Source organism: Kutzneria kofuensis, assembly GCF_014203355.1.
GTDB lineage: Bacteria > Actinomycetota > Actinomycetes > Mycobacteriales > Pseudonocardiaceae > Kutzneria > Kutzneria kofuensis.
This window is the reverse complement of the sequence record NZ_JACHIR010000001.1, coordinates 2,964,401-2,988,816: the sequence shown is the minus strand read 5'-3', so window position 1 is coordinate 2,988,816 and position 24,416 is coordinate 2,964,401. Positions and strand designations below refer to the sequence as shown.

The 24,416-nt window shown below is 67.6% G+C and carries 19 protein-coding genes and 3 rRNA genes; 15 read left to right on the top strand and 7 right to left on the bottom strand.

Annotated features, from left to right (window positions below; all coding sequences use genetic code 11):
* Positions 1 to 329 precede the first annotated feature (329 nt).
* From BJ998_RS13535 to BJ998_RS13495, 9 genes are all read left to right on the top strand, one after another.
* A 16S ribosomal RNA gene (locus BJ998_RS13535) occupies positions 330 to 1,846 on the top strand.
* A 354-nt stretch (positions 1,847 to 2,200) separates the two neighbouring features.
* Positions 2,201 to 5,313: ribosomal RNA gene (locus BJ998_RS13530) — 23S ribosomal RNA — on the top strand.
* A gap of 103 nt (positions 5,314 to 5,416) precedes the next feature.
* Positions 5,417 to 5,533 (top strand): 5S ribosomal RNA (gene rrf / locus BJ998_RS13525).
* Together the 16S, 23S and 5S rRNA genes form the textbook arrangement of a ribosomal RNA operon.
* Before the next feature lie 106 nt (positions 5,534 to 5,639).
* Positions 5,640 to 6,497 (top strand): GNAT family N-acetyltransferase, encoded by an 858-nt coding sequence (locus BJ998_RS13520; RefSeq protein WP_184861683.1) that lies wholly within the window; start codon positions 5,640 to 5,642, stop codon positions 6,495 to 6,497.
* A 324-nt stretch (positions 6,498 to 6,821) separates the two neighbouring features.
* Complete coding sequence (locus BJ998_RS13515; RefSeq protein WP_312890094.1) at positions 6,822 to 7,574, top strand: type 1 glutamine amidotransferase; 753 nt, start codon at positions 6,822 to 6,824, stop codon at positions 7,572 to 7,574.
* A 110-nt stretch (positions 7,575 to 7,684) separates the two neighbouring features.
* Complete coding sequence (locus BJ998_RS13510; protein ID WP_184861681.1) at positions 7,685 to 8,815, top strand: inorganic phosphate transporter; 1,131 nt, start codon at positions 7,685 to 7,687, stop codon at positions 8,813 to 8,815.
* A complete protein-coding gene (locus BJ998_RS13505) occupies positions 8,812 to 9,036 on the top strand; it encodes a hypothetical protein (protein ID WP_184861679.1) in 225 nt (74 codons plus the stop codon). The genes BJ998_RS13510 and BJ998_RS13505 overlap by 4 nt, the downstream gene beginning before the upstream one ends.
* 58 nt (positions 9,037 to 9,094) lie before the next feature.
* Entirely contained in the window at positions 9,095 to 12,037 is a 2,943-nt protein-coding gene (locus tag BJ998_RS13500) for a bifunctional [glutamine synthetase] adenylyltransferase/[glutamine synthetase]-adenylyl-L-tyrosine phosphorylase (RefSeq protein WP_184861677.1), read from the top strand.
* A 10-nt stretch (positions 12,038 to 12,047) separates the two neighbouring features.
* Positions 12,048 to 12,977 (top strand): NADP-dependent oxidoreductase, encoded by a 930-nt coding sequence (locus BJ998_RS13495; protein WP_184861675.1) that lies wholly within the window; start codon positions 12,048 to 12,050, stop codon positions 12,975 to 12,977.
* 43 nt (positions 12,978 to 13,020) lie between these two features.
* Here BJ998_RS13495 and BJ998_RS13490 read toward each other — a convergent pair whose 3' ends face one another.
* From BJ998_RS13490 to glnA, 3 genes are all read right to left on the bottom strand, one after another.
* Positions 13,021 to 13,248: a hypothetical protein gene (locus tag BJ998_RS13490; RefSeq protein WP_184861672.1), complete on the bottom strand. Its 228-nt coding sequence runs from the start codon at positions 13,246 to 13,248 to the stop codon at positions 13,021 to 13,023.
* Between the two features lie 38 nt (positions 13,249 to 13,286).
* Positions 13,287 to 13,583: an Imm32 family immunity protein gene (locus tag BJ998_RS13485; protein ID WP_184861670.1), complete on the bottom strand. Its 297-nt coding sequence runs from the start codon at positions 13,581 to 13,583 to the stop codon at positions 13,287 to 13,289.
* Positions 13,584 to 13,760: 177 nt separating this feature from the next.
* Positions 13,761 to 15,185, bottom strand: a complete 1,425-nt coding sequence (gene glnA / locus BJ998_RS13480; protein WP_184861668.1) for a type I glutamate--ammonia ligase — start codon at positions 15,183 to 15,185, stop codon at positions 13,761 to 13,763.
* A 184-nt stretch (positions 15,186 to 15,369) separates the two neighbouring features.
* Here glnA and BJ998_RS13475 point away from each other — a divergent pair, with 184 nt between their 5' ends.
* Positions 15,370 to 15,843, top strand: coding sequence for an RDD family protein (locus tag BJ998_RS13475; protein WP_184861666.1), 474 nt, complete (start codon positions 15,370 to 15,372; stop codon positions 15,841 to 15,843).
* A 76-nt stretch (positions 15,844 to 15,919) separates the two neighbouring features.
* Here the strand turns inward: BJ998_RS13475 and BJ998_RS13470 are convergent, their stop codons facing one another.
* Positions 15,920 to 16,654, bottom strand: coding sequence for a DUF4191 domain-containing protein (locus BJ998_RS13470; protein ID WP_184861664.1), 735 nt, complete (start codon positions 16,652 to 16,654; stop codon positions 15,920 to 15,922).
* An 82-nt stretch (positions 16,655 to 16,736) separates the two neighbouring features.
* Here BJ998_RS13470 and BJ998_RS13465 point away from each other — a divergent pair, with 82 nt between their 5' ends.
* From BJ998_RS13465 to BJ998_RS13445, 5 genes are all read left to right on the top strand, one after another.
* Complete coding sequence (locus tag BJ998_RS13465) at positions 16,737 to 18,827, top strand: ATP-dependent DNA helicase UvrD2 (RefSeq protein WP_184861662.1); 2,091 nt, start codon at positions 16,737 to 16,739, stop codon at positions 18,825 to 18,827.
* Positions 18,828 to 18,972: 145 nt separating this feature from the next.
* On the top strand, positions 18,973 to 19,191 hold the full coding sequence (locus BJ998_RS13460; protein ID WP_184861660.1) for a hypothetical protein: 219 nt from the start codon (positions 18,973 to 18,975) through the stop codon (positions 19,189 to 19,191).
* Positions 19,192 to 19,360: 169 nt separating this feature from the next.
* Entirely contained in the window at positions 19,361 to 19,744 is a 384-nt protein-coding gene (locus BJ998_RS13455; RefSeq protein ID WP_184868641.1) for a WhiB family transcriptional regulator, read from the top strand.
* Entirely contained in the window at positions 19,741 to 19,974 is a 234-nt protein-coding gene (locus tag BJ998_RS13450) for a hypothetical protein (protein WP_184861658.1), read from the top strand. The genes BJ998_RS13455 and BJ998_RS13450 overlap by 4 nt, the downstream gene beginning before the upstream one ends.
* A gap of 143 nt (positions 19,975 to 20,117) precedes the next feature.
* On the top strand, positions 20,118 to 20,303 hold the full coding sequence (locus tag BJ998_RS13445; protein ID WP_184869229.1) for a hypothetical protein: 186 nt from the start codon (positions 20,118 to 20,120) through the stop codon (positions 20,301 to 20,303).
* Between the two features lie 261 nt (positions 20,304 to 20,564).
* Here the strand turns inward: BJ998_RS13445 and BJ998_RS13440 are convergent, their stop codons facing one another.
* The 3 genes from BJ998_RS13440 to BJ998_RS13430 form a co-directional block, all read right to left on the bottom strand.
* Entirely contained in the window at positions 20,565 to 21,536 is a 972-nt protein-coding gene (locus BJ998_RS13440; RefSeq protein ID WP_184861656.1) for a hypothetical protein, read from the bottom strand.
* A gap of 120 nt (positions 21,537 to 21,656) precedes the next feature.
* On the bottom strand, positions 21,657 to 22,967 hold the full coding sequence (locus tag BJ998_RS13435) for an ABC1 kinase family protein (protein WP_184861654.1): 1,311 nt from the start codon (positions 22,965 to 22,967) through the stop codon (positions 21,657 to 21,659).
* A 62-nt stretch (positions 22,968 to 23,029) separates the two neighbouring features.
* Complete coding sequence (locus BJ998_RS13430) at positions 23,030 to 24,127, bottom strand: TOMM precursor leader peptide-binding protein (RefSeq protein ID WP_184861652.1); 1,098 nt, start codon at positions 24,125 to 24,127, stop codon at positions 23,030 to 23,032.
* Positions 24,128 to 24,416 lie beyond the last annotated feature (289 nt).

Sequence of the window (24,416 nt, the reverse complement as noted above, 5' to 3'; positions counted from 1 at the left end):
CGAGGACGAGCGAAGACACCAAGATCCTAGGTCGCGAAACAAGCTCCCGTGTGAACGTGGTAGAGTGTGCGACCGCCGGGCCTGAAACCCAGAATTTCGACTCTCAGAGCCGATTTGCTTGGTGAGAACGGACCGGCTAAGCTTTGAAACACCAAAGCCCCGGATCAACCCGCTTCACTGCGGTGCGAGATGGTGTGCGTGTGTTCTTTGAGAACTCAACAGCGTACTGTAATAGCCAGTAACAATGAATAACCCCTTAGTGGGTTCCTTTGAGATGGTTATAACTGGTTTGATTGCCAGTTTGTACTAGTCTCGATCAAACACAATCCTTATTGGAGAGTTTGATCCTGGCTCAGGACGAACGCTGGCGGCGTGCTTAACACATGCAAGTCGAGCGGTAAGGCCCTTCGGGGTACACGAGCGGCGAACGGGTGAGTAACACGTGGGCAACCTGCCCTGCACTCTGGGATAAGCCCGGGAAACTGGGTCTAATACCGGATATGACCACTACAGGCATCTGTGGTGGTGGAAAGTTCCGGCGGTGCAGGATGGGCCCGCGGCCTATCAGCTTGTTGGTGGGGTAGTGGCCTACCAAGGCGACGACGGGTAGCCGGCCTGAGAGGGCGACCGGCCACACTGGGACTGAGACACGGCCCAGACTCCTACGGGAGGCAGCAGTGGGGAATATTGCGCAATGGGCGAAAGCCTGACGCAGCGACGCCGCGTGAGGGATGACGGCCTTCGGGTTGTAAACCTCTTTCAGCAGGGACGAAGCGCAAGTGACGGTACCTGCAGAAGAAGCACCGGCTAACTACGTGCCAGCAGCCGCGGTAATACGTAGGGTGCGAGCGTTGTCCGGAATTATTGGGCGTAAAGAGCTCGTAGGCGGTTTGTCGCGTCGACTGTGAAAACCTACAGCTTAACTGTGGGCTTGCAGTCGATACGGGCAGACTTGAGTTCGGTAGGGGAGACTGGAATTCCTGGTGTAGCGGTGAAATGCGCAGATATCAGGAGGAACACCGGTGGCGAAGGCGGGTCTCTGGGCCGATACTGACGCTGAGGAGCGAAAGCGTGGGGAGCGAACAGGATTAGATACCCTGGTAGTCCACGCCGTAAACGGTGGGAACTAGGTGTGGGGGGCTTCCACGTCCTCCGTGCCGTAGCTAACGCATTAAGTTCCCCGCCTGGGGAGTACGGCCGCAAGGCTAAAACTCAAAGGAATTGACGGGGGCCCGCACAAGCGGCGGAGCATGTGGATTAATTCGATGCAACGCGAAGAACCTTACCTGGGCTTGACATGCACTGGAAACCAGTAGAGATATTGGCCCCCTTGTGGCCGGTGTACAGGTGGTGCATGGCTGTCGTCAGCTCGTGTCGTGAGATGTTGGGTTAAGTCCCGCAACGAGCGCAACCCTCGTTCCATGTTGCCAGCGCGTAATGGCGGGGACTCATGGGAGACTGCCGGGGTCAACTCGGAGGAAGGTGGGGATGACGTCAAGTCATCATGCCCCTTATGTCCAGGGCTTCACACATGCTACAATGGCCGGTACAAAGGGCTGCTAAGCCGTGAGGTGGAGCGAATCCCAGAAAGCCGGTCTCAGTTCGGATCGGGGTCTGCAACTCGACCCCGTGAAGTCGGAGTCGCTAGTAATCGCAGATCAGCAACGCTGCGGTGAATACGTTCCCGGGCCTTGTACACACCGCCCGTCACGTCACGAAAGTCGGTAACACCCGAAGCCCGTGGCCCAACCCGTAAGGGAGGGAGCGGTCGAAGGTGGGACTGGCGATTGGGACGAAGTCGTAACAAGGTAGCCGTACCGGAAGGTGCGGCTGGATCACCTCCTTTCTAAGGAGCACCCAACACGAGGCCTGTGGCCGAGTGGAGGATCACTTACTGGAGCGACCGTCTTCAGAGTGATTGCTCATAGATGTGGATGCTGGCTAGATGCAACAGAGCTGGTTGGCCGGTTCGTTAGTACTGCTCTTTGGAGCGTGGAACGCGATGCTGTGCGGGCTGGTTGGGGTTGTCAGTACGCTGTTGGGTCCTGAGGGAACACGCGAAAGCGGTGTTGCTTCGAACCACAGGGTTCGGCCCGAGTTCAAACCGGCCACACGGAGTGTGTGGAGCTAGGTGGCTCGTGAATGGGTTGGACTTCCTGGTTGTTCTTTGAGAACTACACAGTGGATGCGAGCATCTTTGTGGCAAGTTATGAAGAGCACACGGTGGATGTCTTGGCACCAGGAGCCGATGAAGGACGTAGGAGGCTGCGAAAAGCCTCGGGGAGCTGCCAACCGAGCTGTGATCCGAGGGTGTCCGAATGGGGAAACCCGGCCTCAGTCATGTGGGGTCACCCGCGCCTGAATATATAGGGTGTGTGGAGGGAACGTGGGGAAGTGAAACATCTCAGTACCCACAGGAAGAGAAAACAACCGTGATTCCGTGAGTAGTGGCGAGCGAAAGCGGATGAGGCTAAACCATGGACGTGTGATACCTGGCAGGGGTTGCGTTTGTGGGGTCGTGGGATATTGCTTGTCTGGGCTGCTGACCAGGCGGGAAGTCAGAAAACAGTGTGTTAGTGGAATCAGTTTGGGAAACTGGACCGTAGAGGGTGATAGTCCCGTACGCGAAAACATGCTGTCTTCCTTGCAATGCTCCCAAGTAGCAGCGAGCTCGTGGAATTTGCTGTGAATCTGGCGGGACCACCCGCTAAGCCTAAATACTCCCTGGTGACCGATAGCGGACTAGTACCGTGAGGGAAAGATGAAAAGTACCCCGGGAGGGGAGTGAAAGAGTACCTGAAACCGTGTGCTTACAATCCGTCAGAGCCTCCTTTGCAGGGGTGATGGCGTGCCTTTTGAAGAATGAGCCTGCGAGTTAGTGGTACGTGGCGAGGTTAACCTGTGTGGGGTAGCCGTAGCGAAAGCGAGTCCGAATAGGGCGTTTTAGTCGCGTGCTCTAGACCCGAAGCGGGGTGATCTAGCCATGGCCAGGGTGAAGCGCGGGTAAGACCGTGTGGAGGCCCGAACCCACCAGGGTTGAAAACCTGGGGGATGAGCTGTGGTTAGGGGTGAAAGGCCAATCAAACTCCGTGATAGCTGGTTCTCCCCGAAATGCATTTAGGTGCAGCGTCGCGTGTTTCGTGGTGGGGGTAGAGCACTGGATGGCCTAGGGGGCCTACAAGCTTACTGAAGTCAACCAAACTCCGAATACCATTACGTGAGAGCGCGGCAGTGAGACTGCGGGCGATAAGGTTCGTAGTCGAGAGGGAAACAGCCCAGAACACCAGCTAAGGCCCCAAAGTGTGTGCTAAGTGGGAAAGGATGTGGGGTCGCCCAGACAACCAGGAGGTTGGCTTAGAAGCAGCCACCCTTTAAAGAGTGCGTAATAGCTCACTGGTCAAGTGGTCCTGCGCCGACAATGTAGCGGGGCTTAAGCACACCGCCGAAGCTGTGTCATTCGCACATGTGATCCGCGTCAGCTTGCTGGCGTGCAGTCGTGTGGATGGGTAGGGGAGCGTCGTGTGGGGGATGAAGCGGCAGGGGAACCTAGCCGTGGACTCTACGCGAGTGAGAATGCAGGCATGAGTAGCGAATGACGAGTGAGAAACTCGTCCGCCGGATGACCAAGGGTTCCTGGGCCAGGCTAATCCGCCCAGGGTAAGTCGGGACCTAAGGCGAGGCCGACAGGCGTAGTCGATGGACAACGGGTTGATATTCCCGTACCCGTGTAAACGCGTCCATGGTGAGGCTAGTGATGCTAACCGCCCGCGATGGGGAGAGTCTTCGGATGATCCTCGGAGTGCGCGGGATCCGATCTAGTAGTAGTCAAGCGATGGGGTGACGCAGGAAGGTAGCTCCGCCAGTGAGTGGTAGTACTGGTGTAAGCGTGTAGGCTGTCAGGGTAGGCAAATCCGTCCTGATGTGTGGCTGAGACGTGATGCGTAGCCGATTGAGGCGAAGTAGAGTGATCCTATGCTGTCGAGAAAAGCCTCTAGCGAGTGTTTATGCGGCCCGTACCCCAAACCGACACAGGTGGTCAGGTAGAGAATACCGAGGCGTTCGGGTGAACTGTGGTTAAGGAACTCGGCAAAATGCCCCCGTAACTTCGGGAGAAGGGGGGCCGAGGGACTTGAAGCCCCTTGCGGGCTAGGGTTTTTCGGCCGCAGAGAGCAGCGAGAAGCGACTGTTTACTAAAAACACAGGTCCATGCGAAGTCGTAAGACGATGTATATGGACTGACGCCTGCCCGGTGCTGGAACGTTAAGGGGACCGGTTAGTCTTTCGGGGCGAAGCTGAGAACTTAAGCGCCAGTAAACGGCGGTGGTAACTATAACCATCCTAAGGTAGCGAAATTCCTTGTCGGGTAAGTTCCGACCTGCACGAATGGCGTAACGACTTCTCGACTGTCTCAACCACAGGCCCGGTGAAATTGCATTACGAGTAAAGATGCTCGTTACGCGCGGCAGGACGGAAAGACCCCGGGACCTTTACTATAGCTTGGTATTGGTGCTCGGTTCGGCTTGTGTAGGATAGGTGGGAGACTGTGAAGCTGGCACGCCAGTGCTGGTGGAGTCGTCGTTGAAATACCACTCTGGTCGTTCTGGGTGTCTAACCTCGGACCGTGATCCGGTTCAGGGACAGTGCCTGGTGGGTAGTTTAACTGGGGCGGTTGCCTCCCAAAGGGTAACGGAGGCGCTCAAAGGTTCCCTCAGCCTGGTTGGCAATCAGGTGTTGAGTGCAAGTGCACAAGGGGGCTTGACTGTGAGACTGACGGGTCGAGCAGGGACGAAAGTCGGAACTAGTGATCCGGCCATGGCTTGTGGAAGCGTGGTCGCTCAACGGATAAAAGGTACCCCGGGGATAACAGGCTGATCTTGCCCAAGAGTCCATATCGACGGCATGGTTTGGCACCTCGATGTCGGCTCGTCGCATCCTGGGGCTGGAGTAGGTCCCAAGGGTTGGGCTGTTCGCCCATTAAAGCGGTACGCGAGCTGGGTTTAGAACGTCGTGAGACAGTTCGGTCCCTATCCGCCGTGCGCGTTGGAGATTTGAGGAAGGCTGTCCCTAGTACGAGAGGACCGGGATGGACGGACCTCTGGTGTGCCAGTTGTCCCGCCAGGGGCATGGCTGGTTGGCTACGTTCGGGAGAGATAACCGCTGAAAGCATCTAAGCGGGAAGCTTGTTCCAAGATGAGATCTCCTACCTCCTTGAGAGGGTAAGGCCTCCTATAGACGATGGGGTTGATAGGCCAGAGATGGAAGCTCGGTAACGGGTGGAGTTGACTGGTACTAATAGGCCGAGGGCTTGTTTACAAAGACGCTTCGCATCCACTGTGTGGTTCTGAAGGAACCAACCAGCGAGGGCTGGGACCTGTGATGGGTTCTGGGTCTTGGCTGTGGGATTCTTTCATAGTGTTTCGGTGGTGTTGGCGGAGGGGAAACGCCCGGTCCCATTCCGAACCCGGAAGCTAAGCCCTCCTGCGCCGATGGTACTGCACTCGTGAGGGTGTGGGAGAGTAGGACGCCGCCGAACTTAACTTGGGAGCCCCCTGTCTGCGATCTCGCAGACAGGGGGCTTTCCCGTGTTTCAGGGCAAAAACCGGTCGCGGGGTAGGCCTGCTGCTGGGCACAGTTGATTCATGGAGGTCAGGTTCTATGACGATGTCACCGACTTCTGGGCGGTGACCAAAGACCTGTACGAGGCCGAGCCGGTCAGGCACACGACCGTGCTCAGCGTCGTCCATGCGCTTAGCGACGCGCCGCAGCCCGATGCGGCGCCGCCGGTGCTGGTGAGTTTGCATGACGACGAGGGCGCCCTGAGTGGGGCGGCGCTATGTACCCCGCCGTGGCCACTGGCGCTGAGCGGAGTCGACGTCACGGATGTGGGTCCGTTCGTGGACGAGCTGCACGCGCGGTACCCCGGCCTGGGCAGTGTGATGGGTCCGCGGGATGTCGCGGAATCCTTCGCCGGTGCTTGGGCGGCCGCGGCCGATTGTGATGTGCGGACCGTGCTTGATCTCCGGCTCTATCGCCTGGGCGAGCTGACAGTCCCAGTGGTCGAGGGCGAGGCCCGGCTCGGAACGGAGGCCGACCTGGCGCTGCTGTCGGAGCATTGGCTCGGCTTCTCGACCGAAGCGTCTCCCTACCGTGGCGACACCATGGCCGATGCGGAGGCCGGTGTGCGGCGGCTGTTGGCGCTGGGCGCCGGGTACGTGATCTGGGAGGCCGATGGCGTCCCGGTGAGCAGCGCTGCCGCGAAGGTGCCGAACGCCGGCGCCTCTCGGATCGGACCGGTCTACACGCCGCCGGAGCACCGACAGCGCGGCTACGCGGCGGCGGTCACTGCCGAGGCCGCGCGATGGGCTCGGCAAGCCGGCGCCAAGGAGGTTCTGCTCTACACAGACCTCGCCAACCCGACCTCGAACGGTGTGTACCTCCGGATCGGCTTCCGTCCCGTCGCCGACTACGTCGAGCTGGCCTTCGACACACGGAGCTGAGCGAGGCTCACCGGTGGGATCAGTCAGGGCTCGCCGCCATCACAGTGCGGCTTCGCCGGCCTTGGCTGGGCAAGCTGACGTGGCTTGCGGGATGGCTTGCGGCGCCGGACGTGATGGTCGGCACGAGTTGGCGAGCGGGTGAGCGGTCCTGTTTGGCAGCCCAGCCGGATAAGACTTGAGCAGAGGCGCTCGGCCATCGGGCCAGCCGTGGTCTCGCCGGCGCACAAGGGAGTCCAGCCCGGCCGGCGATAGTGCCGCCGTGGCGTGCGGCCAGCCGGCCGGCCGCGGTCTTGGCGGCAGCGGGACCGGGATTAGGCTCATGGCGTGACTCTGCCTCGCCTGCTCGTGGTTCAGCCCTCCGATGCCGATCCGGTGGGCCGTCTCGGGGAATGGCTCACGGCCGCTGGCGCCGAGCTCGACATCGTGGCGCCGTCGCGAGAGCCGTTGCCGGCGCTCGACGGCTACCAGGGCCTCGTCTGCCTCGGTGGAGAAATGGGCGCGCTCGACGACAGCGAGTACCCGTGGCTGGCGGACGTGCGGCTGCTGCTGTCGAAGGCGGTGGCGACGAAGATGCCGACTCTGGCGGTGTGCCTGGGGGCGCAGTTGTTGGCGGTGGCGACCGGCGGCCAGGTGCGGCGTGGCGGTCAGGGCCCGGAGGTCGGGGTGCTGTTGGTGGCCAAGCGGGACACCGCGGCGCGGGATCCGTTGTTCGCGGAGCTGCCGTTGACGCCGGATGTGCTCCAGTTCCACCACGACGAGATCGCGCTGTTGCCGCCCGGTGCCGAACTGCTGGCATCGTCACCGCGTTACCCGAATCAGGCATTCCGCGTCGGTTCGGTGGCCTACGGCGTGCAATTTCATATCGAGACGACGCCGGAAATCGTCTTGAAGTGGGCGGAGCTCGCGCCCGAAGAGGCGGCCCTCGCACGGCCTGGCCAGCTCGAACCGGACAACCTCGCGGAGGCGCATGTCACGCTGTCCGAGGTATGGCAACCGTTTGCGCAGCGGTTCGTGCAGCTCAGCACCGGGGAGCTTGAGCCGGCGCTGGGAAGTTCCAGAACGCTGCCACTGGTGTGATAACGCGTCGTCACTGTACGTTCGCGGCATGACGCCCACACGGGGGTCTGTCACCCCATCCGACGTGGGGTAGCGTTCTACACGTAGTTGCCCACCGCCGGAGGATTTTGGTGGACGTCCCCCTACTGGTCGCCGTTGTTGTGCTGACGGCTCTGGCCTTCGATTTCACCAACGGTTTCCATGACACGGCCAACGCGATGGCCACCTCGATCGCGACCGGCGCATTGCGACCACGAGTCGCCGTCGCCATGTCCGCAGTGCTGAACCTGGTCGGCGCTTTCCTCTCCGTAGAGGTCGCCAAGACCATCTCGGGCGGCATCGTGGACGACCTCAAGATCACTCCGGCCGTGGTGTTCGCCGGACTTGTCGGCGCCATCGTCTGGAATCTCCTGACCTGGCTGGTCGGCCTGCCGTCCAGCTCATCGCACGCGTTGTTCGGCGGCCTGATCGGCGCCACCTGGATCGCCTCGGGCGCGAGCGCGGTGCACTTCGGCAAGGTCGTCGAGAAGGTCCTGATCCCGGCCGTCGCCTCGCCGGTGATCGCCGGTCTGATCGCGATGAGCGCCACCTACCTGACCTACCGGCTGACGCGGACCGCGGACCGCAAGGTCGTGTCGTCGGGCTTCCGGATCGGCCAGATCGTGTCGGCCGGCCTGGTCTCGCTCGCGCACGGCACCAACGACGCGCAGAAGACGATGGGCGTGATCACGCTGACGTTGATCACCGCAGGCGCGCTGCCGGCCAATGCGGGCCCGCCGGTCTGGGTGATCATCAGCGCCGGCACGGCGATCGCGCTCGGCACCTACTTCGGCGGCTGGCGCATCACGCACACGCTGGGCAAGGGCCTCACCACCATCGACGGGCCGCAGGGCTTCGCGGCGCAGACCAGCGCCGCGGCGGTCATTCTCACGTCCTCGCACCTCGGCTTCGCACTGTCGACGACCCACGTGGTGTCCGGCGGCATCCTGGGCGGCGGGCTCGGTCGAAGGGCGTCGAACGTGCAGTGGAACACCGCGGGCCGCATGGTCCTCGCGTGGGTGCTGACGCTGCCCGCTGCCGCCGTCGTGGGTGCCGTGGCCAGCTCGATCGCCAGCACCGGCACCGCCGGTGTGGTCATCGTGGCCGCCGTCGGCATCATCGTCGCGGCGGGCATCTACGTGGCGTCGCGCCGCAAGCCCGTCACTCCCGACAGCGTCGTCAACGACGAGCTGCCGCTCGAGCCCCTGAAGGTGGCGGCATGAGCGTGAACTGGGCGGCGCTCGCCGAGGTGTTCATCGTCGGCCTGGTGTCGGTCGCCGCAGTGGTGGCGTTGTTCGCCACGGGCATCCGCGGCGTCTCGCAGCGCGTGGCCGCGCGGGCCCAGGGCGGCTCGGGTGCCGGCGCCCTGACGCTGGCGGTCGTGTGCTTCGCGGCGTGCTCCGCCGTGGTGCTCTACGGGCTGTTCCTGATCATCTCGCGCTGACGCTGACGGGCCCGACAATGACCGTGACCAGGCCGGTGGGACTACGGTTGGGCCCGTCATGACAGATCCACGGTCCATGTCCTCGCCAGCCCGGTTCGGGCTCACCGATCCACGTGCCGAGGAGATCCTCCACGCCGGCGGCTGGTGGCGCGGAGGTCCGGTCGAAGGCGCCGAGCTGGTGCTCGGCGCCTTGTCGCGCAGTCCCGATCCGGACCTGGCGCTGCAAAGCCTGGACCGGCTGCGGGAGGCCGCTGGCAAACAGTGGCCGGCCATCGCCGAGGCGTTGAACACCGACGGCGGGTTTCGTGGGCGCTTGATCGCCACCCTGGGCTCATCGACGGCGCTGGGCGACTTCCTCATCGCGAATCCCGACGAGTGCGCGCGGCTGAGCTCGGAGACCGCGCCGGACGCGGACTACACGGCGCATCTGCTGCGTGCGGTCGAGGAAGGGGCCGGTGACGTTCGGCAGCTGCGCCGCGCGTATCGGGGACTGCTGCTCGACATCGCGGCGGCCGATCTGGGGCACCTCGTGCAGCCGGAGATTGCCGAGCCCGGCTACGAGCAGGTCGCGGAGCAGCTGTCCGATCTGGCGATCGCCGCGTTGCGGGCATCCCTGGCGCTGGCCGCGAGGCAGGTCGGCAAGCCGTCGAAGCTCGCGGTGATCGCGATGGGCAAGTGCGGCGGCCGGGAGCTGAACTACGTCAGTGACGTCGACGTGGTGTTCGTCGCGGACAACGACGACGACCTGCCGACGGCGACCCGGCTGGCAAGCTCGATGATGCGCATCGCAGGCGAGGCGTGCTTCGAGGTGGACGCGGCGCTGCGGCCGGAGGGCAAGGCCGGCGCCCTGGTCCGGACCCTGGACGGCCACATCGCCTACTACAAGCGCTGGGCCCGCACCTGGGAGTTCCAGGCGTTGCTGAAGGCACGGCCGGTCGCTGGCGACGAGGAGGTCGGCCGACGCTATGTCGAAGCGCTGGCGCCGATGGTGTGGACGGCGGCCGGGCGGGAGAACTTCGTCGTCGACGTCCAGGCGATGCGGCGCCGGGTCGAGGACCACGTGCCGAAGGGACTTGCCGAACGGGAGCTGAAGCTGGGGCGTGGCGGGCTGCGGGACGTGGAGTTCGCGGTCCAGTTGCTGCAGCTCGTGCATGGCCGGTCCGACGAGGCGCTGCGGTCGCCGACGACTATGGCGGCGCTCGCCGCGTTGGGCTCGGGCGGCTACGTGGGGCGGGCCGATGCCGCCGGGTTGGCGGAGTCGTATCGGTTCCTGCGGACACTGGAGCATCGGCTCCAGTTGCAGCGGCTGCGGCGGACGCACACCTTCCCGGCCGACGATGATCGCGCGGGTCTGCGCTGGCTGGCGCGGTCGGCGGGGCTCTACCCGGACGGCCGGCGGGCGGCGGCGGACGTGCTGCTGGCCGAGTTCCGGCGGCACGGCAACAGGGTGCGTCGCCTGCACGAAAAGCTCTTTTATCGGCCGCTGCTGGAGGCCGTCGCACGGGTGCCGACCGAGGCGATGCGACTGACGACGAAGGAGGCCACGGCTCGGCTCGCGGCGCTGGGGTATACGGCGCCGGACGGTGCGCTCAGGCACATCGAGGCGTTGACGTCCGGGGTCTCGCGGCGTGCGGCGATCCAGATGACGTTGCTGCCGGTGCTGCTCGATCTGCTGGCGAACACGCCGGATCCGGACGGCGGTCTGCTGGCGTACCGGCGGGTGTCGGAGGCGCTGGCGGATACGCCCTGGTACCTGCGGCTACTGCGCGACGAGGGCGCTGTCGTCGAACGGCTGGCCGTCGTGCTGAGCACGTCGAAGCTGGTGCCGGATCTGCTGGTGCGTGCGCCGGAGGTGCTGCGTCTGCTGTCCGACACGGCGTCGCTCGCGCATCGCAGCCCGGTCGAGGTGGCGGGATCGCTGCGCAGCGCGGTCGGCCGGCACGCCGACCTCACGCAGGCGGTCGCGGCGGCTCGCTCGCTGCGCCGCCACGAACTGCTCCGCGTCGCCTGCGCCGACCTGCTCGGATTGGTCAAAGTCGAGGAGGTGTGCGCGGCGCTGTCGGGAGTGTGGCTGGCGGTGTTGCAGTCGGCCCTCGACGTGGCGTTGCGGTCGGCCGACGGGACGCCGCCGCCGGCGACGATCGCGGTGATCGGCATGGGGCGGCTCGGCGGCCGGGAGCTCGGCTACGGGTCGGACGCGGACGTGCTGTTCGTGTGCGAGCCCCGCAACGGCGCGACCGACGCCGAGGCGGTGCGGTACGCGTCCGGGATCGCGGAGGCAGTCCGACGTCTGCTCGCAGCGCCGAGCCAGGATCCGCCGTTGCAGGTTGACGCGGACCTCCGGCCCGAAGGTCGCAACGGGCCGTTGGCGCGGACCTTGGAGTCGTACCGCGCGTACTACGCGCAGTGGTCGGAGGTCTGGGAGGCTCAGGCGCTGCTGCGGGCCAGCGCGGTGGCCGGCGACGAGGACCTTGGCCGCCGGTTCTGCGAGATGGTCGACCCGGTCCGCTACCCGGCGGGCGGCCTCAAGCCGGCGATGGTCCGGGAAGTGCGGCGGATCAAGGCCCGGGTCGACGCCGAGCGGCTGCCGCGCGGCGCCGATCCGGCGACGCACGCGAAGCTGGGGCGGGGCGGGCTCGCCGACATCGAGTGGACGCTGCAGCTGCTCCAACTCCAGCACGCGGGTGACCGACCGGAGCTGCGCACAACGTCGACGATCGAGGGGCTGGCGCTGGCCTCGGAGCTGGGGCTGATCAGCGCGGCGGATGCCGATGCGCTGACGTCGGCGTGGCTGATGGCGACGCGTGCGCGCAACGCGGTGACGCTGGTCCGCGGCAAGCCGACCGACCAGGTGCCAACCTCTGGACGCGAACTGGCCTCGGTCGCGGCGGCGCTCGGCTACCCGCAGGGCACCGATCCGGGCGAATTCCTCGACGACTACCGGCGCACCACCCGCCGAGCGCGCAGTGTGGTGGAGCGGATCTTCTACGACGCCCAGTGATGGAGGACGAGTGAAGGCAATCGCCCAGACCGAGTTCGGCGACGCGAGCGTGCTGTCGCTCCAGGAGCTGCCGGACCCGGTGGTCGGGCCGGACCAGGTGCTGGTGGCGGTGAAGGCGACGAGCGTGAACCCGGTGGACTTCAAGATCCGCCTCGGCTACCTGCAGGGCGCGCTGCCGCACCACTTCCCGCTGATCCAGGGCTGGGACGCGGCGGGCGTGGTGGTGCAGGCCGGCCCGGCGGTCGACGGCTACGCGCCCGGTGACGAGGTTTTCGGCTACCTGCGCAAGGACCACGTTCAGAACGGCACTTACGCGGAGCTGGTGGCGGCGCCGGAACGGGGCCTGGCGCACAAGCCGGCGGGCATCACGTTCGAGCAGGCGGCGGCGCTGCCGCTGGCCGGGCTGACGGCGTTGCAACTGCTGAAGAAGATCGGCGTCGGCGAGGACGACACGGTGCTGGTGCACGCTGCGGCCGGTGGGGTCGGCCACTTCGCGGTGCAGATCGCCCGCGTGCTCGGCGCGGCGAAGGTCATCGGCACGGCGTCCGAACGCAACCACGACTTCCTGCGCTCGCTGGGCGCCGAGCCGGTGACCTACGGCGAGGGCCTGGAGGATCGGGTGGCGGCGCTGCTGGGCGGCGACGGCAAGGTGGACGCGGTGGTGGACCTGATCGGCGGCGACGCGCTGCGGGTCTCGCCGAAGCTGGTACGCGATCCGGCTCGCATCGGATCGATCATCGACGCCGGCGTCCGCGAGTTCGGCGGGCAGTACGTCTTCGTCAAGCCGAACAGCGAGCAGCTGGCCTGGCTGGGCGAACGCACCGCATCGGGTGAGATCACGGTGTCGATCGAGAAGGTGTTCCCGCTCGCCGAGGCGGCGGACGCGCAGCGCCTGGCCGAGGGCGGCCACGTGCGCGGCAAGATCGTCATCACGGTCTGACGAGCGCTGGGGTGGGGCGTGCTTTCACGCCCCACCTCGGCGGTCAGGCCACCTCGGCCTCGCTGTCGGCCTCCGCCTCGGGAACGCTGGCGAAGACGTCGACCACCCACTCCTCGACGAACGAGCCGTCGTCGGAGTCGGTGTCCGGGACGAGCCGGTTGGACAGGGCGACACCCAGACCGAGCAGGTCTGCGGCGCGCACCGCCTCGGTCGCCTCGGCGGCGGAGTCGAAGTAGTGGGTGGACAGCAGGTTCGCGTCATTTTCGGCCACGGGCGTGACCTTAGAGGGTGGCTCCGAAGCCCCTGCTGTCAGCCTGCCTGCTCGATCCGCACGGGTAACGAGCCGCGGTCGATCTCCAGCATGAAGTCGTCGATGCGGTGGTGGTACCGCTGCGGCACGTCCTCCTGCGCCAGCGCGAGCAGCTGGACGGCCAGGCCCCGTAGGCCGGCCTTGTCGCCCCGGATGACCACCTCGCCGTGCGGGGTGACGTCGAAGCTGAGCCGGTAGTTCGCCGGCCAGGCCCGGTTCAGGCCGCGGACCGCGTCGTAGACGGGGACGGCGACGACAACCTCACGAGTGGAGTCCACGGGAACGGGTTCGGCCACCTCGCCACCTCCTGCACCGCCGGCGCATCACCAGATGTTCATCCAACCCGACCGGGCCGGTCGTTTTGTTACGTCTGTGTGTCACTTCCCGATATGCCGCAAGCAAAAGCCGGGCCCGTGCGGACGGACCCGGCTTCTGCGCGACGTCAAGCTCCGGCGGGATGAACCCGCCGTCGATCACACGTCGTAGTACAGCGCGAACTCGTAGGGGTGCGGGCGCAGCCGCAGCGGGTCGATCTCGTTCTCCCGCTTGAGCGCGATCCAGGTCTCGATCACGTCCGGCGTGAACACGCCGCCCTCGAGCAGGAAGTCGTGGTCGCGCTCCAGGTTGTCCAGCACCTCGCCGAGCGAGCCCGGCACCTGCGCGACCTCCTTGGCCTCCTCCGGCGGCAGCTCGTAGAGGTCCTTGTCGACCGGGGCCGGCGGCTCGATCTTGTTCTTGATGCCGTCGAGGCCGGCCATCAGCATCGAGGCGAACGCCAGGTACGGGTTGCCGGACGAGTCGGGGCAGCGGAACTCGACGCGCTTGGCCTTCGGGTTGTTGCCGGTAATCGGGATCCGGATGCACGCGGAGCGGTTGCGCTGCGAGTACACCAGGTTGACCGGGGCCTCGAAGCCGGGCACCAGGCGGTGGTAGGAGTTCACCGTCGGGTTGGTGAAGGCCAGCAGGCTCGGCGCGTGGTGCAGCAGGCCGCCGATGTAGTGGCGCGCGGTGTCGGACAGGCCGCCGTAGCCGGACTCGTCGTAGAACAGCGGCGCGCCGTCCTTCCACAGCGACTGGTGGGTGTGCATACCCGAGCCGTTGTCGCCGAACAGCGGCTTGGGCATGAAGGTCGCGGTCTTGCCGGCCTGCCACGCCGTGTTCTTGACGATGTACTTGAACAGCTGCAGGTCGTCGGCGGCGTGCAGCAGCGAGTTGAACTTGTAGTTGATCTCGGCCTGACCAGCGGTGCCGACCTCGTGGTGGGCCCGCTCGACGGTGAAGCCGGACTCGATCAGGTTCAGGGTGATCTTGTCGCGCAGGTCGGCGAAGTGGTCGGTCGGCGAGACCGGGAAGTAGCCGCCCTTGTACTTGACCTTGTAGCCCTTGTTGCCGCCCTCCTCGTCGGCGCCGGTGTTCCACCAGCCCGCGATCGAGTCGATCTCGTGGAAGGAGGCGTTCTCGGCGCTGTCGAAGCGCACCGAGTCGAACAGGTAGAACTCCGCCTCGGCGCCGAAGAAGGCCTGGTCGGCGACACCGTTCTCGGCGATGAACAGCTCGGCCTTGCGCGCGATGTTGCGCGGGTCACGGCTGTAGGGCTCGCGGGTCAGCGGGTCGTGCACGAAGAAGTTGACGATGAGGGTCTTCTCGATGCGGAACGGGTCGATCCGCGCGGTCGCCAGGTCGGGCAGCAGCAGCATGTCCGACTCGTGGATCTGCTGGAACCCGCGAACCGACGAGCCGTCGAAGGCCAGGCCCTCGGCGATGGCATCCGCGTCGAACGACGCCGCCGGCACGGTGAAGTGCTGCATGATGCCTGGCAGGTCGCTGAACCTGACGTCGACGAACTTCACTTCCTCGTCGGAGATGAAGCGCAGGACCTCGTCGGGATTGGTGAACACCCTCGTTGGCTCCTTCGGCTCGTAGCCCGTCCCGGCACGTCGCCGGCTGTTTTCGTGACGAAGCTAGGCGGGTGGTGTTGCCCGTCAGTCACCCGGGTGTTTCGCGGGTGTTAACGAGACCGCGAACAGGGTAGTGGCGGACCTGACCGCCTCCTTGCTGTGACGACGGCCTTACCCTGGAGGGGTGAACAGGTGGACCGGTTCGTGGTTGTCCGGGCCTCGCGCGGCGTTGGAGCCGGGCGGCGGCTCCGCCGACGGGACGCAGCACCGATACCGCGGTGAGCGGCTCGGCCTGCCGGAGTCCGGCGTCGGCTCGATCCCGTCGACGGCGCGGCGCGCGGTGGCGATGCTCATCGACTGCGTGCTCGCGGCCCTGATCACGGGCCTGTTCACGATGCCGGACCTGCCGCGGAACTGGAGCATCCTGACCTGGTTCCTGATCGGTGTGATCGCGGTGTCCTTCTTCGGCTTCACTCCCGGCATGTACGCGATGGGTGTGCGCGTCGCCCGGATCGACGGCTCGGCCATGGTCGGCGTGCCGCGGGCGATGCTGCGCACGCTGCTGGTCGGGTTCATCATCCCGGTCGTCGTCTGGGACTACGAATACCGGGGCCTGCACGACCGGCTGGCCGGAACCGTCGTGGTCCGGATGCGCTGACCGCTGACAACAGAGCGAAGGCGGCCTTGGTGGCGTACTACGCCACCAAGGCCGCCTTCGTGTCGGCTGGGGGTTGTCAGCGGCGGCGCAGCGTGCGCTGCACGTTGCGCATCTTCGCGCCCTGCGGCAGCGGGCCCTTGGGCAGCGCGGCGCCGCGGTTGGCCAGCGCGGCCATGCCCTTCTCGAGCCGGTCCACCTCGGCCCGCGAGATGTTGCGGGGGAGCTTGGTCATGTGCTGCTGGAGCTTGCGCAGCGGCACCTCGCCCTCGCCGTTGCCGACGATGATGTCGTAGATCGGCGTGCTGCCCACGACCCGGGACAGCCGCTTCTTCTCCTGCGCGAGCAGCGACTTGACCCGGTGCGGCGCGCCCTCGCCGACCAGCACGACGCCGGGCAGGCCGAGCACGCGGTGCACGGCGTCCAGCTGCGTGGTGCCGGCCACGGCCTGGGTGACTCGCCAGCTGCCGCCGCGCAGGTTGTCCAGGGCCCAGCCGGCCGCGCCGGGCTGGCCGTCCGCCTTGCTGTAGACGCTGCGCGACACGCGCCGTCCGAACAGCAGCACCGCGCCCAGCGCGCCGAGCACGACGCCCGGGCCCAGGAACAGCCACTGCATGTCCCAGATCAGGCCGACCAGGAACGCGACGGCGGCAACGCCCACCAGCACCGCGACCATGAGCGGCACCAGGGCCTTGTCCTCGCGGCGTTGCATCTTGAACGCCTCGAAGATCTGACTGCGCCGAGCCCGGGACTCCGCGCGCTTGGCCCGTGCCGCCTCCTTGGCGGCCGCCTTGTCGTCCTGCTTACCAGCCATGTGTCCAGGATAAGGCCGGTGGACGGACCGGTTACGCCCTGCTCCGCATTTGGTGTCGGTGGGCTCTGCGAGGATGCAGGCCATGGACGCCGAAGGTCGACTCCTCGAAGACCTGGATCCGGACCAGCTCGGGGCGGTCACAGCGCCAAGGGGACCGGTGTGCGTGCTGGCCGGCGCGGGCACCGGAAAGACTAGGACGATCACTAGGCGCATCGCCTACCTCGTCGAGCGCGGTCACGTCGCCCCCGGCCAGGTGCTCGCCGTCACCTTCACCAAGCGGGCGGCCGGCGAGATGCGGACCCGGCTGCGGGCGCTCGGCGTGAACGGCGCACAGGCGGTCACCTTCCACGCCGCGGCGCTGCGTCAGCTGCGCTACTTCTGGCCGCGGGTGATCGGCGACGCCCCGTGGGAGCTGCTCGACGGAAAGCTGCGGCTGGTCGGCCAGGCCGCCAATCGGATCGGGGCCCCGACCAGCGCGGAGTCGCTGCGGGACCTGGCCGGCGAGATCGAGTGGGCCAAGGCGTCGCTGGTGACGCCGGACGACTACCCGGCGGCGGTGTCCAAGGCGCGGCGTGACATCCCGCTGCCCGCCGACCAGATCGCCCGCGTCTACCAGGGGTACGAGCAGCTGAAGACGCGGGCGCGGCAGCTCGACTTCGACGACCTGCTGCTGCACACCGCGGCGATCCTGGAGGAGCACTCGGACGTCGCGACCGAGTTCCGGGACCGGTACCGGTGCTTCGTCGTCGACGAGTACCAGGACGTGACGCCGCTGCAGCAGCGGGTGCTCAACGCGTGGCTCGGCGGCCGGGACGACCTGACCGTGGTCGGCGACGCCAACCAGACCATCTATTCGTTCGCGGGCGCCTCGCCGCGCCCGCTGCTGGACTTCCCGCGGCGGTTCCCGGAGGCGGTGGTGGTGCGCCTGGAGCGTGACTACCGGTCGACGCCCGAGGTGGTGGCACTGGCCAACCGGGTGATCGGGGCGGCGCGAGACCGGCCGTCGGGGTCACGGCTGCGGCTGATCGGCCACCGGCCGTCGGGGCCGGAGCCGAAGTTCGCCGAGTTCGACGACGAGCCCAGCGAGGCGCAGGCGGTCGCGGACCGGATCGGGGCGCTGCTGCGCAACGGCGTGCCGGCGAGCGAGATCGCCATCTTGTACCGGGTCAACGCGCAGTCCGAGGTGTACGAGCAGGCGCTGACCGAGGCGCAGATCCCGTACCAGGTGCGCGGCGGCGAGCGGTTCTTCGCACGGCCCGAGATCCGGCAGGCGATGGTGTCGTTGCGCGCGGCCGTCAACGGCGCGCCCGAGGCGGAGTTGCCGACGGTGGTCCGCGAGGTGCTCAAGCCGCACGGCCTGTCACTGGAGCCGCCGTCGGGTGGCGCGCAGCGGGAGCGCTGGGAGTCGCTGCTGGCGCTCGTCGAACTGGCGGAGGAGCTCGACACGGTGGTGCCGGGCGCGGATCTGGCGCGGTTCGTGGGCGAGCTGGAGCTGCGGGCCGAGGCGCAGCACCCGCCGACCGTGGAGGGCGTCACGCTGGCGTCGCTGCACGCGGCGAAGGGCCTGGAGTGGGACGCGGTGTTCCTGATCGGGCTGACCGAGGGCACCATGCCGATCCAGCACGCCGACACGGACGAGGCGGCGATCGAAGAGGAGCGCCGGCTGCTGTATGTCGGCGTCACCCGGGCGCGTGAACATCTGTGGCTGTCGTGGTCGCTGTCGCGGACCGCGGGCGGGCGTCGGCACCGCCGGCGCAGCCGCTTCCTGTACGGACTGCTGCCCGAGGATCACCCGGCCGCGCGATCCGTCGGCGGCGCGAACCGGGAGGCCGCGCCGGCGCGGCGCGCCGTGCGGGTCGAGTGCCGGGTGTGCGGCGACGTGCTGGTGAGCACCCCCGCGATCAAGCTGGGCCGCTGCCCCGACTGTCCGTCCGATGTGGACGAGGAGCTGCTCGCCCGGCTGAAGAAGTGGCGGGCGGCGCGGGCCAAGCAGCTGAGGGTTCCTCCGTACGTGGTGTTCACGGACACCACGCTGACCGCCATCGCCGAGCAGCGGCCGCTGGACACCGGCGGCCTGGTGGCGATCTCCGGCATCGGTCCGAGCAAGCTCGACAAGTACGGAGCCGACGTGCTCGCCCTGGTCCAGGGCGATGCCGGTGCAGGGTCAACCTGACCCGCGAGAAGTTCCGACGGAACTTTTCAAAAACCGGTTGCACGCCCCTGCGCAGGGGCAATAGCCTGCATAGGCCGGGCGCGAGACGCCCGAACAAGACGAGACCGACACACCACTACGAGACCCTGGTTGGGAGGCGGACGGCATGGGCAGCAACGGCATCAACATTCTGGTCGCACCGGCCTATCCGCTGGCCGGGGCCCTTGCCATGTGCGGCAAGGGAAGCACCTCTGTTGTCTCCGTCGATCAGGCGCGGCCGTGGACGGCCGGCTCGGTCGAGCGCGCCCTGACCACTGGTCAGCCGGCGTTCGTGAAGGTCCGCAAGCACGTTCTTCTCTGGTCCGCGCAGGAGCGAAGTACCTGACAGGAGTGTCAGGCTACGGCTCACGAAGGCCGCGGACCCGGGAACGGGACCGCGGCCTTCGTGTTTTTTCGGCATCAACTCGAACGGCAGGGACATGCACGCCCCGACGTACGACAGCACCACCGCCAACACCTGCATGAGCACCACCGAAACCGGGAGGAAGTCCACCATGTTCACCGCCACCGTTCCGATAGACGGAACTGTGCTGCCCGACTTCGCCGCGCCCACGGGCGCCGGTGTCGCGGAGCTGCTCGACACCGCACCGGGTGCCGGGCTCGACCTTCCCTGCCGGGCCAACAACCCGGACCTGTGGTTCGCCGACGCTCCCGCCGAGCTGGAGCAGGCGAAGTCCCTGTGCACCGCCTGCCCCGTACGGGCGGAGTGCCTTGCCGCCGCTCTCGCCCGGCGTGAGCCGTGGGGCGTGTGGGGCGGCGAGATCTTCGAGCGTGGCGCGGTGATCCCGCGCAAGCGGCCGCGTGGCCGTCCGCGCAAGAGTGACCGCCTCGCCGAGGCGGGCGCCGGGACCACAGGAAATCAGGAGGCAGCCGCGTGAACACCGTCCGCTACACCGCAGACATCCCGATGACCACGGATTACGAACCTGAGGGGACCTCGTTCATGTTGCTCGACCAAGAACTCGCACGGATTCGATTGCACGAAGTACGCCTGGTAGCGGAGGAGCAACGCTTGGCCCGCCGGCTGAGCGCCACCGCGCGGTGGCGCAAGGTCGCCGGTTGGGCCGCCAGGCGTGCGGAGCGGGCCGCGGCCCGCTACACCGTCTGACACAACAGAACACGATTCGGTTCGGCCGGCGTGCCGCCCTTCGGCGGTGCGCCGGCCGGGCGCGCATGGCCCAAGGGGGTCGAGTCCACCCGGATGTGGAACTGGCCACCCACCGCGCGCGGAACTGTCCTAGCGTCGACGGCGTGGCAGACAACGAACTGGTGAGCTGTTCGATCTGCGGCCGCCGCCGCGACCCGACCGCCGCTCCCGCCGAGGCGCTCGCCTGGGTGTCCGAGCGGGACCGAGGCGGCCAGCGCTGGCTGTGCCCCGGCTGCGCCCGCGCTCACGTCCGGGACATCGAAGGAAAGCTGCCCGCCGAGTATTGGTGACACTGCTACCAGTGACGTCGCATCGTGGCCGCGGTCCCCGGACCGCGGCCACCCGTCATCGACGACGGTGTGAACAGGCGGGCTTCAGTGGCGATGTGAGAGCGCTCTCACGGGAAGTGGTTAGTGATGCCTGGGTCCGTCTCGGCCGGGCGTTGCGTCTTACGGGACTCGGTGTGGGTGCGACGCCACGACCGGCGTTGGAGTTCGGCGCAGGTGCCGCATTGTGCGACCGGCGTTGCCGCTGGGGTTGTCGCGGCTCGGCTACCGCCGGGTGGCCGGGACGCGGTCGGAGAGGGCGTGGACCGGAGGCCGGACGCGGTTGGCGGCGCGGTGGAAGGCCTGCACCAAGTCCTTGCGCACGCCGTTGGGATCCTGGCGTAGGCGTTCGGGCGGCGTCCGCAGGACGATGACGCCGGCGGCGCCGAGGTGAGGGTTCCGGCCGTAGTGGTGGGCTTCGGTGCGGCCGAGGCGGAAGTGGTGCGTGCCGACCTCCCAGGCGAAGGCGACCTCGTCCCACCACGCGTCGACGACGCCGAGGAATCTGCCGGTGACGTCGCGAATAGGCACGTTCCAGCGAGGCAGAGGCAGAGCGGCGCCACGGGCGACGCGGCGGGCCAAGCCCTCGGTGAGGGAGACGACGCCGTCGGACACGGAGCGAAGGGCGGCCCGAGGGGCGGCGGAGCCGCGTTGGTTGCCGGAATCGAGTTCGGCGCGAAGCTCGGAGACGCTGCATGCGCCGCAACGCACGGGGCCGGAGAGGAGCGTCCGCAGACGTACGGCGTCGCGCTCGCGACGGGCGGCGTCCACTACGGCCCGGGGCATCGGGGCGTAGCGAAGGCCGTCGCGTTCGATCAGCGCGGGCATGCGGGTGGTGCGCTCGACGACGACATAGCCGTTGGCGGTGGTCCGCCTGGACGCCGGCACCAGCACGTGCACCTCGGTGCCGGCGCGCACGCCGAGGTCGTGATCGAGACTCGCGGCATCCAGGCCGGTGATCGCGGCGTCCTCGCCCGCGTACGCCAGCGCGGCCCGGAGCCGTTGCCGCCTGCTGGGCTCCGCACTGGACAGCAGCACCACCCCCGGCAGCAGACGCTGCCACGGTCCACCGGGCCGGCACCGGCCGACGATGGCGGAGCCGGAGACGCCGTTCGCGCGCAGTTCCGCGGTGCGGACCACGCCGTCGGGCGTGGTGCGCGCGAGCGACGCCAGGGTGGGCGGCGAGGTTTGCGTCATGACCTCGATGGTCGGACCCAGCCCGGTGCGGCGGAATACCGATTTCGTATCTGTGGACAACTGCTCGCTACGAGCCCCTCACCAGCCCGCAGGCTGTGGACAACTCGGGGGAAACGCGGGTCAGTCCGCGAAGCCCGGCTGCCACCTCGAGACGATCGCCCGCGCCGGCACCTCGGCGCCGAGCTGGCACAGGATGCCGGTCGCGCCCATCGTCACCCGATGGATGAGCAGGTACTGCGGCGGCAGGTTCAGCGACCGTCCGGTGCGGAAGTCCTGGCCGCGCAGGTCGCCGATCCGTTCCGCCTGCTGCTGCAGCCACTTGCGGGTGAACTTGAAGCGCTCGGTCCGCAGGGGCTCGACGAAGGGCCCGAGGTAAGCGACGACGTCGTCCGGCGCGACCTCGCTGTCCGGCCGCACGAAGTGCTCGGCGCGCAGCAGGTCGAGCAGCTCCTCGGAGCGGTGCTCCAGCGACAGCCGGGTCATCAGCCCCAGGGTGCGCGGCAGGCCGTCGGGCAGCCGGGCGGCGGCACCGAAGTCGATCACGCACAGCCGGCCGTCCGGCATCAGCATGAAGTTGCCCGGGTGCGGGTCGGCGTGCAGCAGCCCGGTCTTGGCCGGCGACGAGAAGTGGAACTCCGACAGCAGCGTGCCGGCGTGGTCGCGGGTCTCCTGCTCGCCGTCACGGATGATCGACGCCAGCGGCCGGCCGGTCACCCACTCGGAGACGACCACCATCGGCGCGCTGGCCACCACCTTCGGCACCAGGACGTGCTCGTCGCCGTCGAAGGCCTTGGCGAAGGCGCGCTGGTGGGACGCCTCGGTCCGGTAGTCCAGCTCCTCGACCATGCGCTCGCGCAGCTCGGCCAGCAGCGGCTTGATCTCGGCGCCGGGCACCAGCGCCTGGAACAGCCGGCTGAACCGCTGCAACTGCTTCAGGTCCGACAGCAGCGCCTCGTCCGCTCCCGGGTACTGCACCTTGACCGCGACCTCGCGGCCGTCGTGCCAGATCGCCCGGTGCACCTGCCCGATGCTGGCCGCGGCGGCCGGCACGTCGTCGAACTCCTTGAACCGCTTGGCCCACGAGGCGCCGAGCTGTTCGGCGAGCACGCGGTGCACGCTGCGCGCCTCCAGCGGCGGCGCGGCGGCCTGCAGCTTGGTCAGCGCGTCCCGGTACGGCGCGGCCAGCTCGTCCGGCACCGCGGCCTCGAACACGCTCAGCGCCTGGCCGAACTTCATCGCGCCGCCCTTGAGCTGCCCCAGCACCGCGAACAGCTGTTCGGCCGTCTTGGCGTTCAGCTGCGAGCTGACCTCCTCGGCGCTCTGGCCGATCAGCCGCTTGCCCCAGCCGCCGACCACCCGACCGGCTACCCCGATCGGGAGACTGGCTAGCTTCGCGGTCCGCTGGACGGCGTTGCGCGGGATCTCGGTCACCCGGTGATTCTCCCCTTGAGCTGGGGGTGGGCGTGAGTGATCTCGTCCACCCGGCCTGCGCCCTACACGCTAGCCTCCTCCGCCCTGGCCGCGCCGCAGCGGCAGTCGGGGTGCGGCTCCCACGGCCTCGACGTCACCGTGCCGGTCACGGTGTCGATCTCCAGGCTGGTGTTCCACAGTGCTGGAGTGCCCACGCCGGTCAGCCACCAGTCCAACGTCAGCAGCGCCTGCGCCGCGGCGAAGCCGGCGGCCGCCTGAGTGGCGGCCAGCTCGCCGGGCTGCAGTCGGCCGGCGAGCTGCAGGGCCAGCCGCGGCCACGTCGGGTCCAGGTCGGTGCGCTGCAGGTCCATGCAGTTCGGGCAACTCGACCGGCCGGGGACGATCAGCGGGCCGACCACGCCGGTGCCGTCCCGCATCCGTACCAGCATGTACGGCACGCCCTCGGCGTGCAGCGGGGCGATCATGCTCGGCGACGGCACCACGAGGTCGGTGAGCACGGCCAGGTCCGGCTTTCGGGACGGCGGCAGCGTGCCGGTCCGAGCGGTGCAGACGGAGCGGTGGATGGCGGCGAGGCCGGCCTCCTGCCGTGGCCTGTCCACATCGGTGTCGAGGTATCCGGTGCCGGTGTCCTCGGCCCGCACCTTGCCCAGCGCGCCGAAGTCGACCCAGCCGACGCCGGCCGCCGCGAGCAGGCACGCGACGGCCACTCCGAGCCGGCCCTCGCCGCGCACGGCGACGGCGGCCTGCTGCCGGTTGAGCGCCAGCCGACGCCGTGGGTAGCCGGTCCGCAGCGCCCACGCCGTCGCGTCCGCGGACAGCCGGGCCGGCGTGTGCGGACCGGTGTCGCCGTCCGGTGGGGACGCGTCGTCGAGCAGGCCGGCGTCGGCCAACGAGGTCAGCAGCACCATCGCCGCCTGCCGCGACCGCTCGTCGGAGAACCGGTCCAGCAGCTCCGGCACCGTCGCGTGGCCGTTCATCGCCGGCAGCATCTCGATGAGGTCCTCGGACATGCCGTCCAGCAGCACGCCATGCCGGGGATCGATGCCGATCTGCACCTCGTGGTCGCCGCGCCGCAGCACGGCCAGGCCGGGCAGCACGCGGGGCCGGCGGGGCAGTTCCACGGCCGGCTGCGTCTGGTCCACTGGCTGCGTCTGGTCCATGAACGCAGGCTGGCAGGGGTGACGGCGGCCGCCAAACGGTTGTCCACCGGTGGAGCGGGCAGTCCACAGTTCACGATCGATCGATTGACAGCTGTCCGAAATCGGACTATTTACCGGCGTTCGCCGCTCGCTGACGGCACTTGACAGGTCCACCGGAGGTGGTGTCCGGCGCCGCGACGATTCCCCGAACAGCCCATCCCAGCTGCGTAAACGTGGTCGCGGGCGGTGGTGTCGGCGAGGCGTCGGAACCACCCCCGAGAGGGAACCGGCGGCGGGTCGCAGTGCGGAC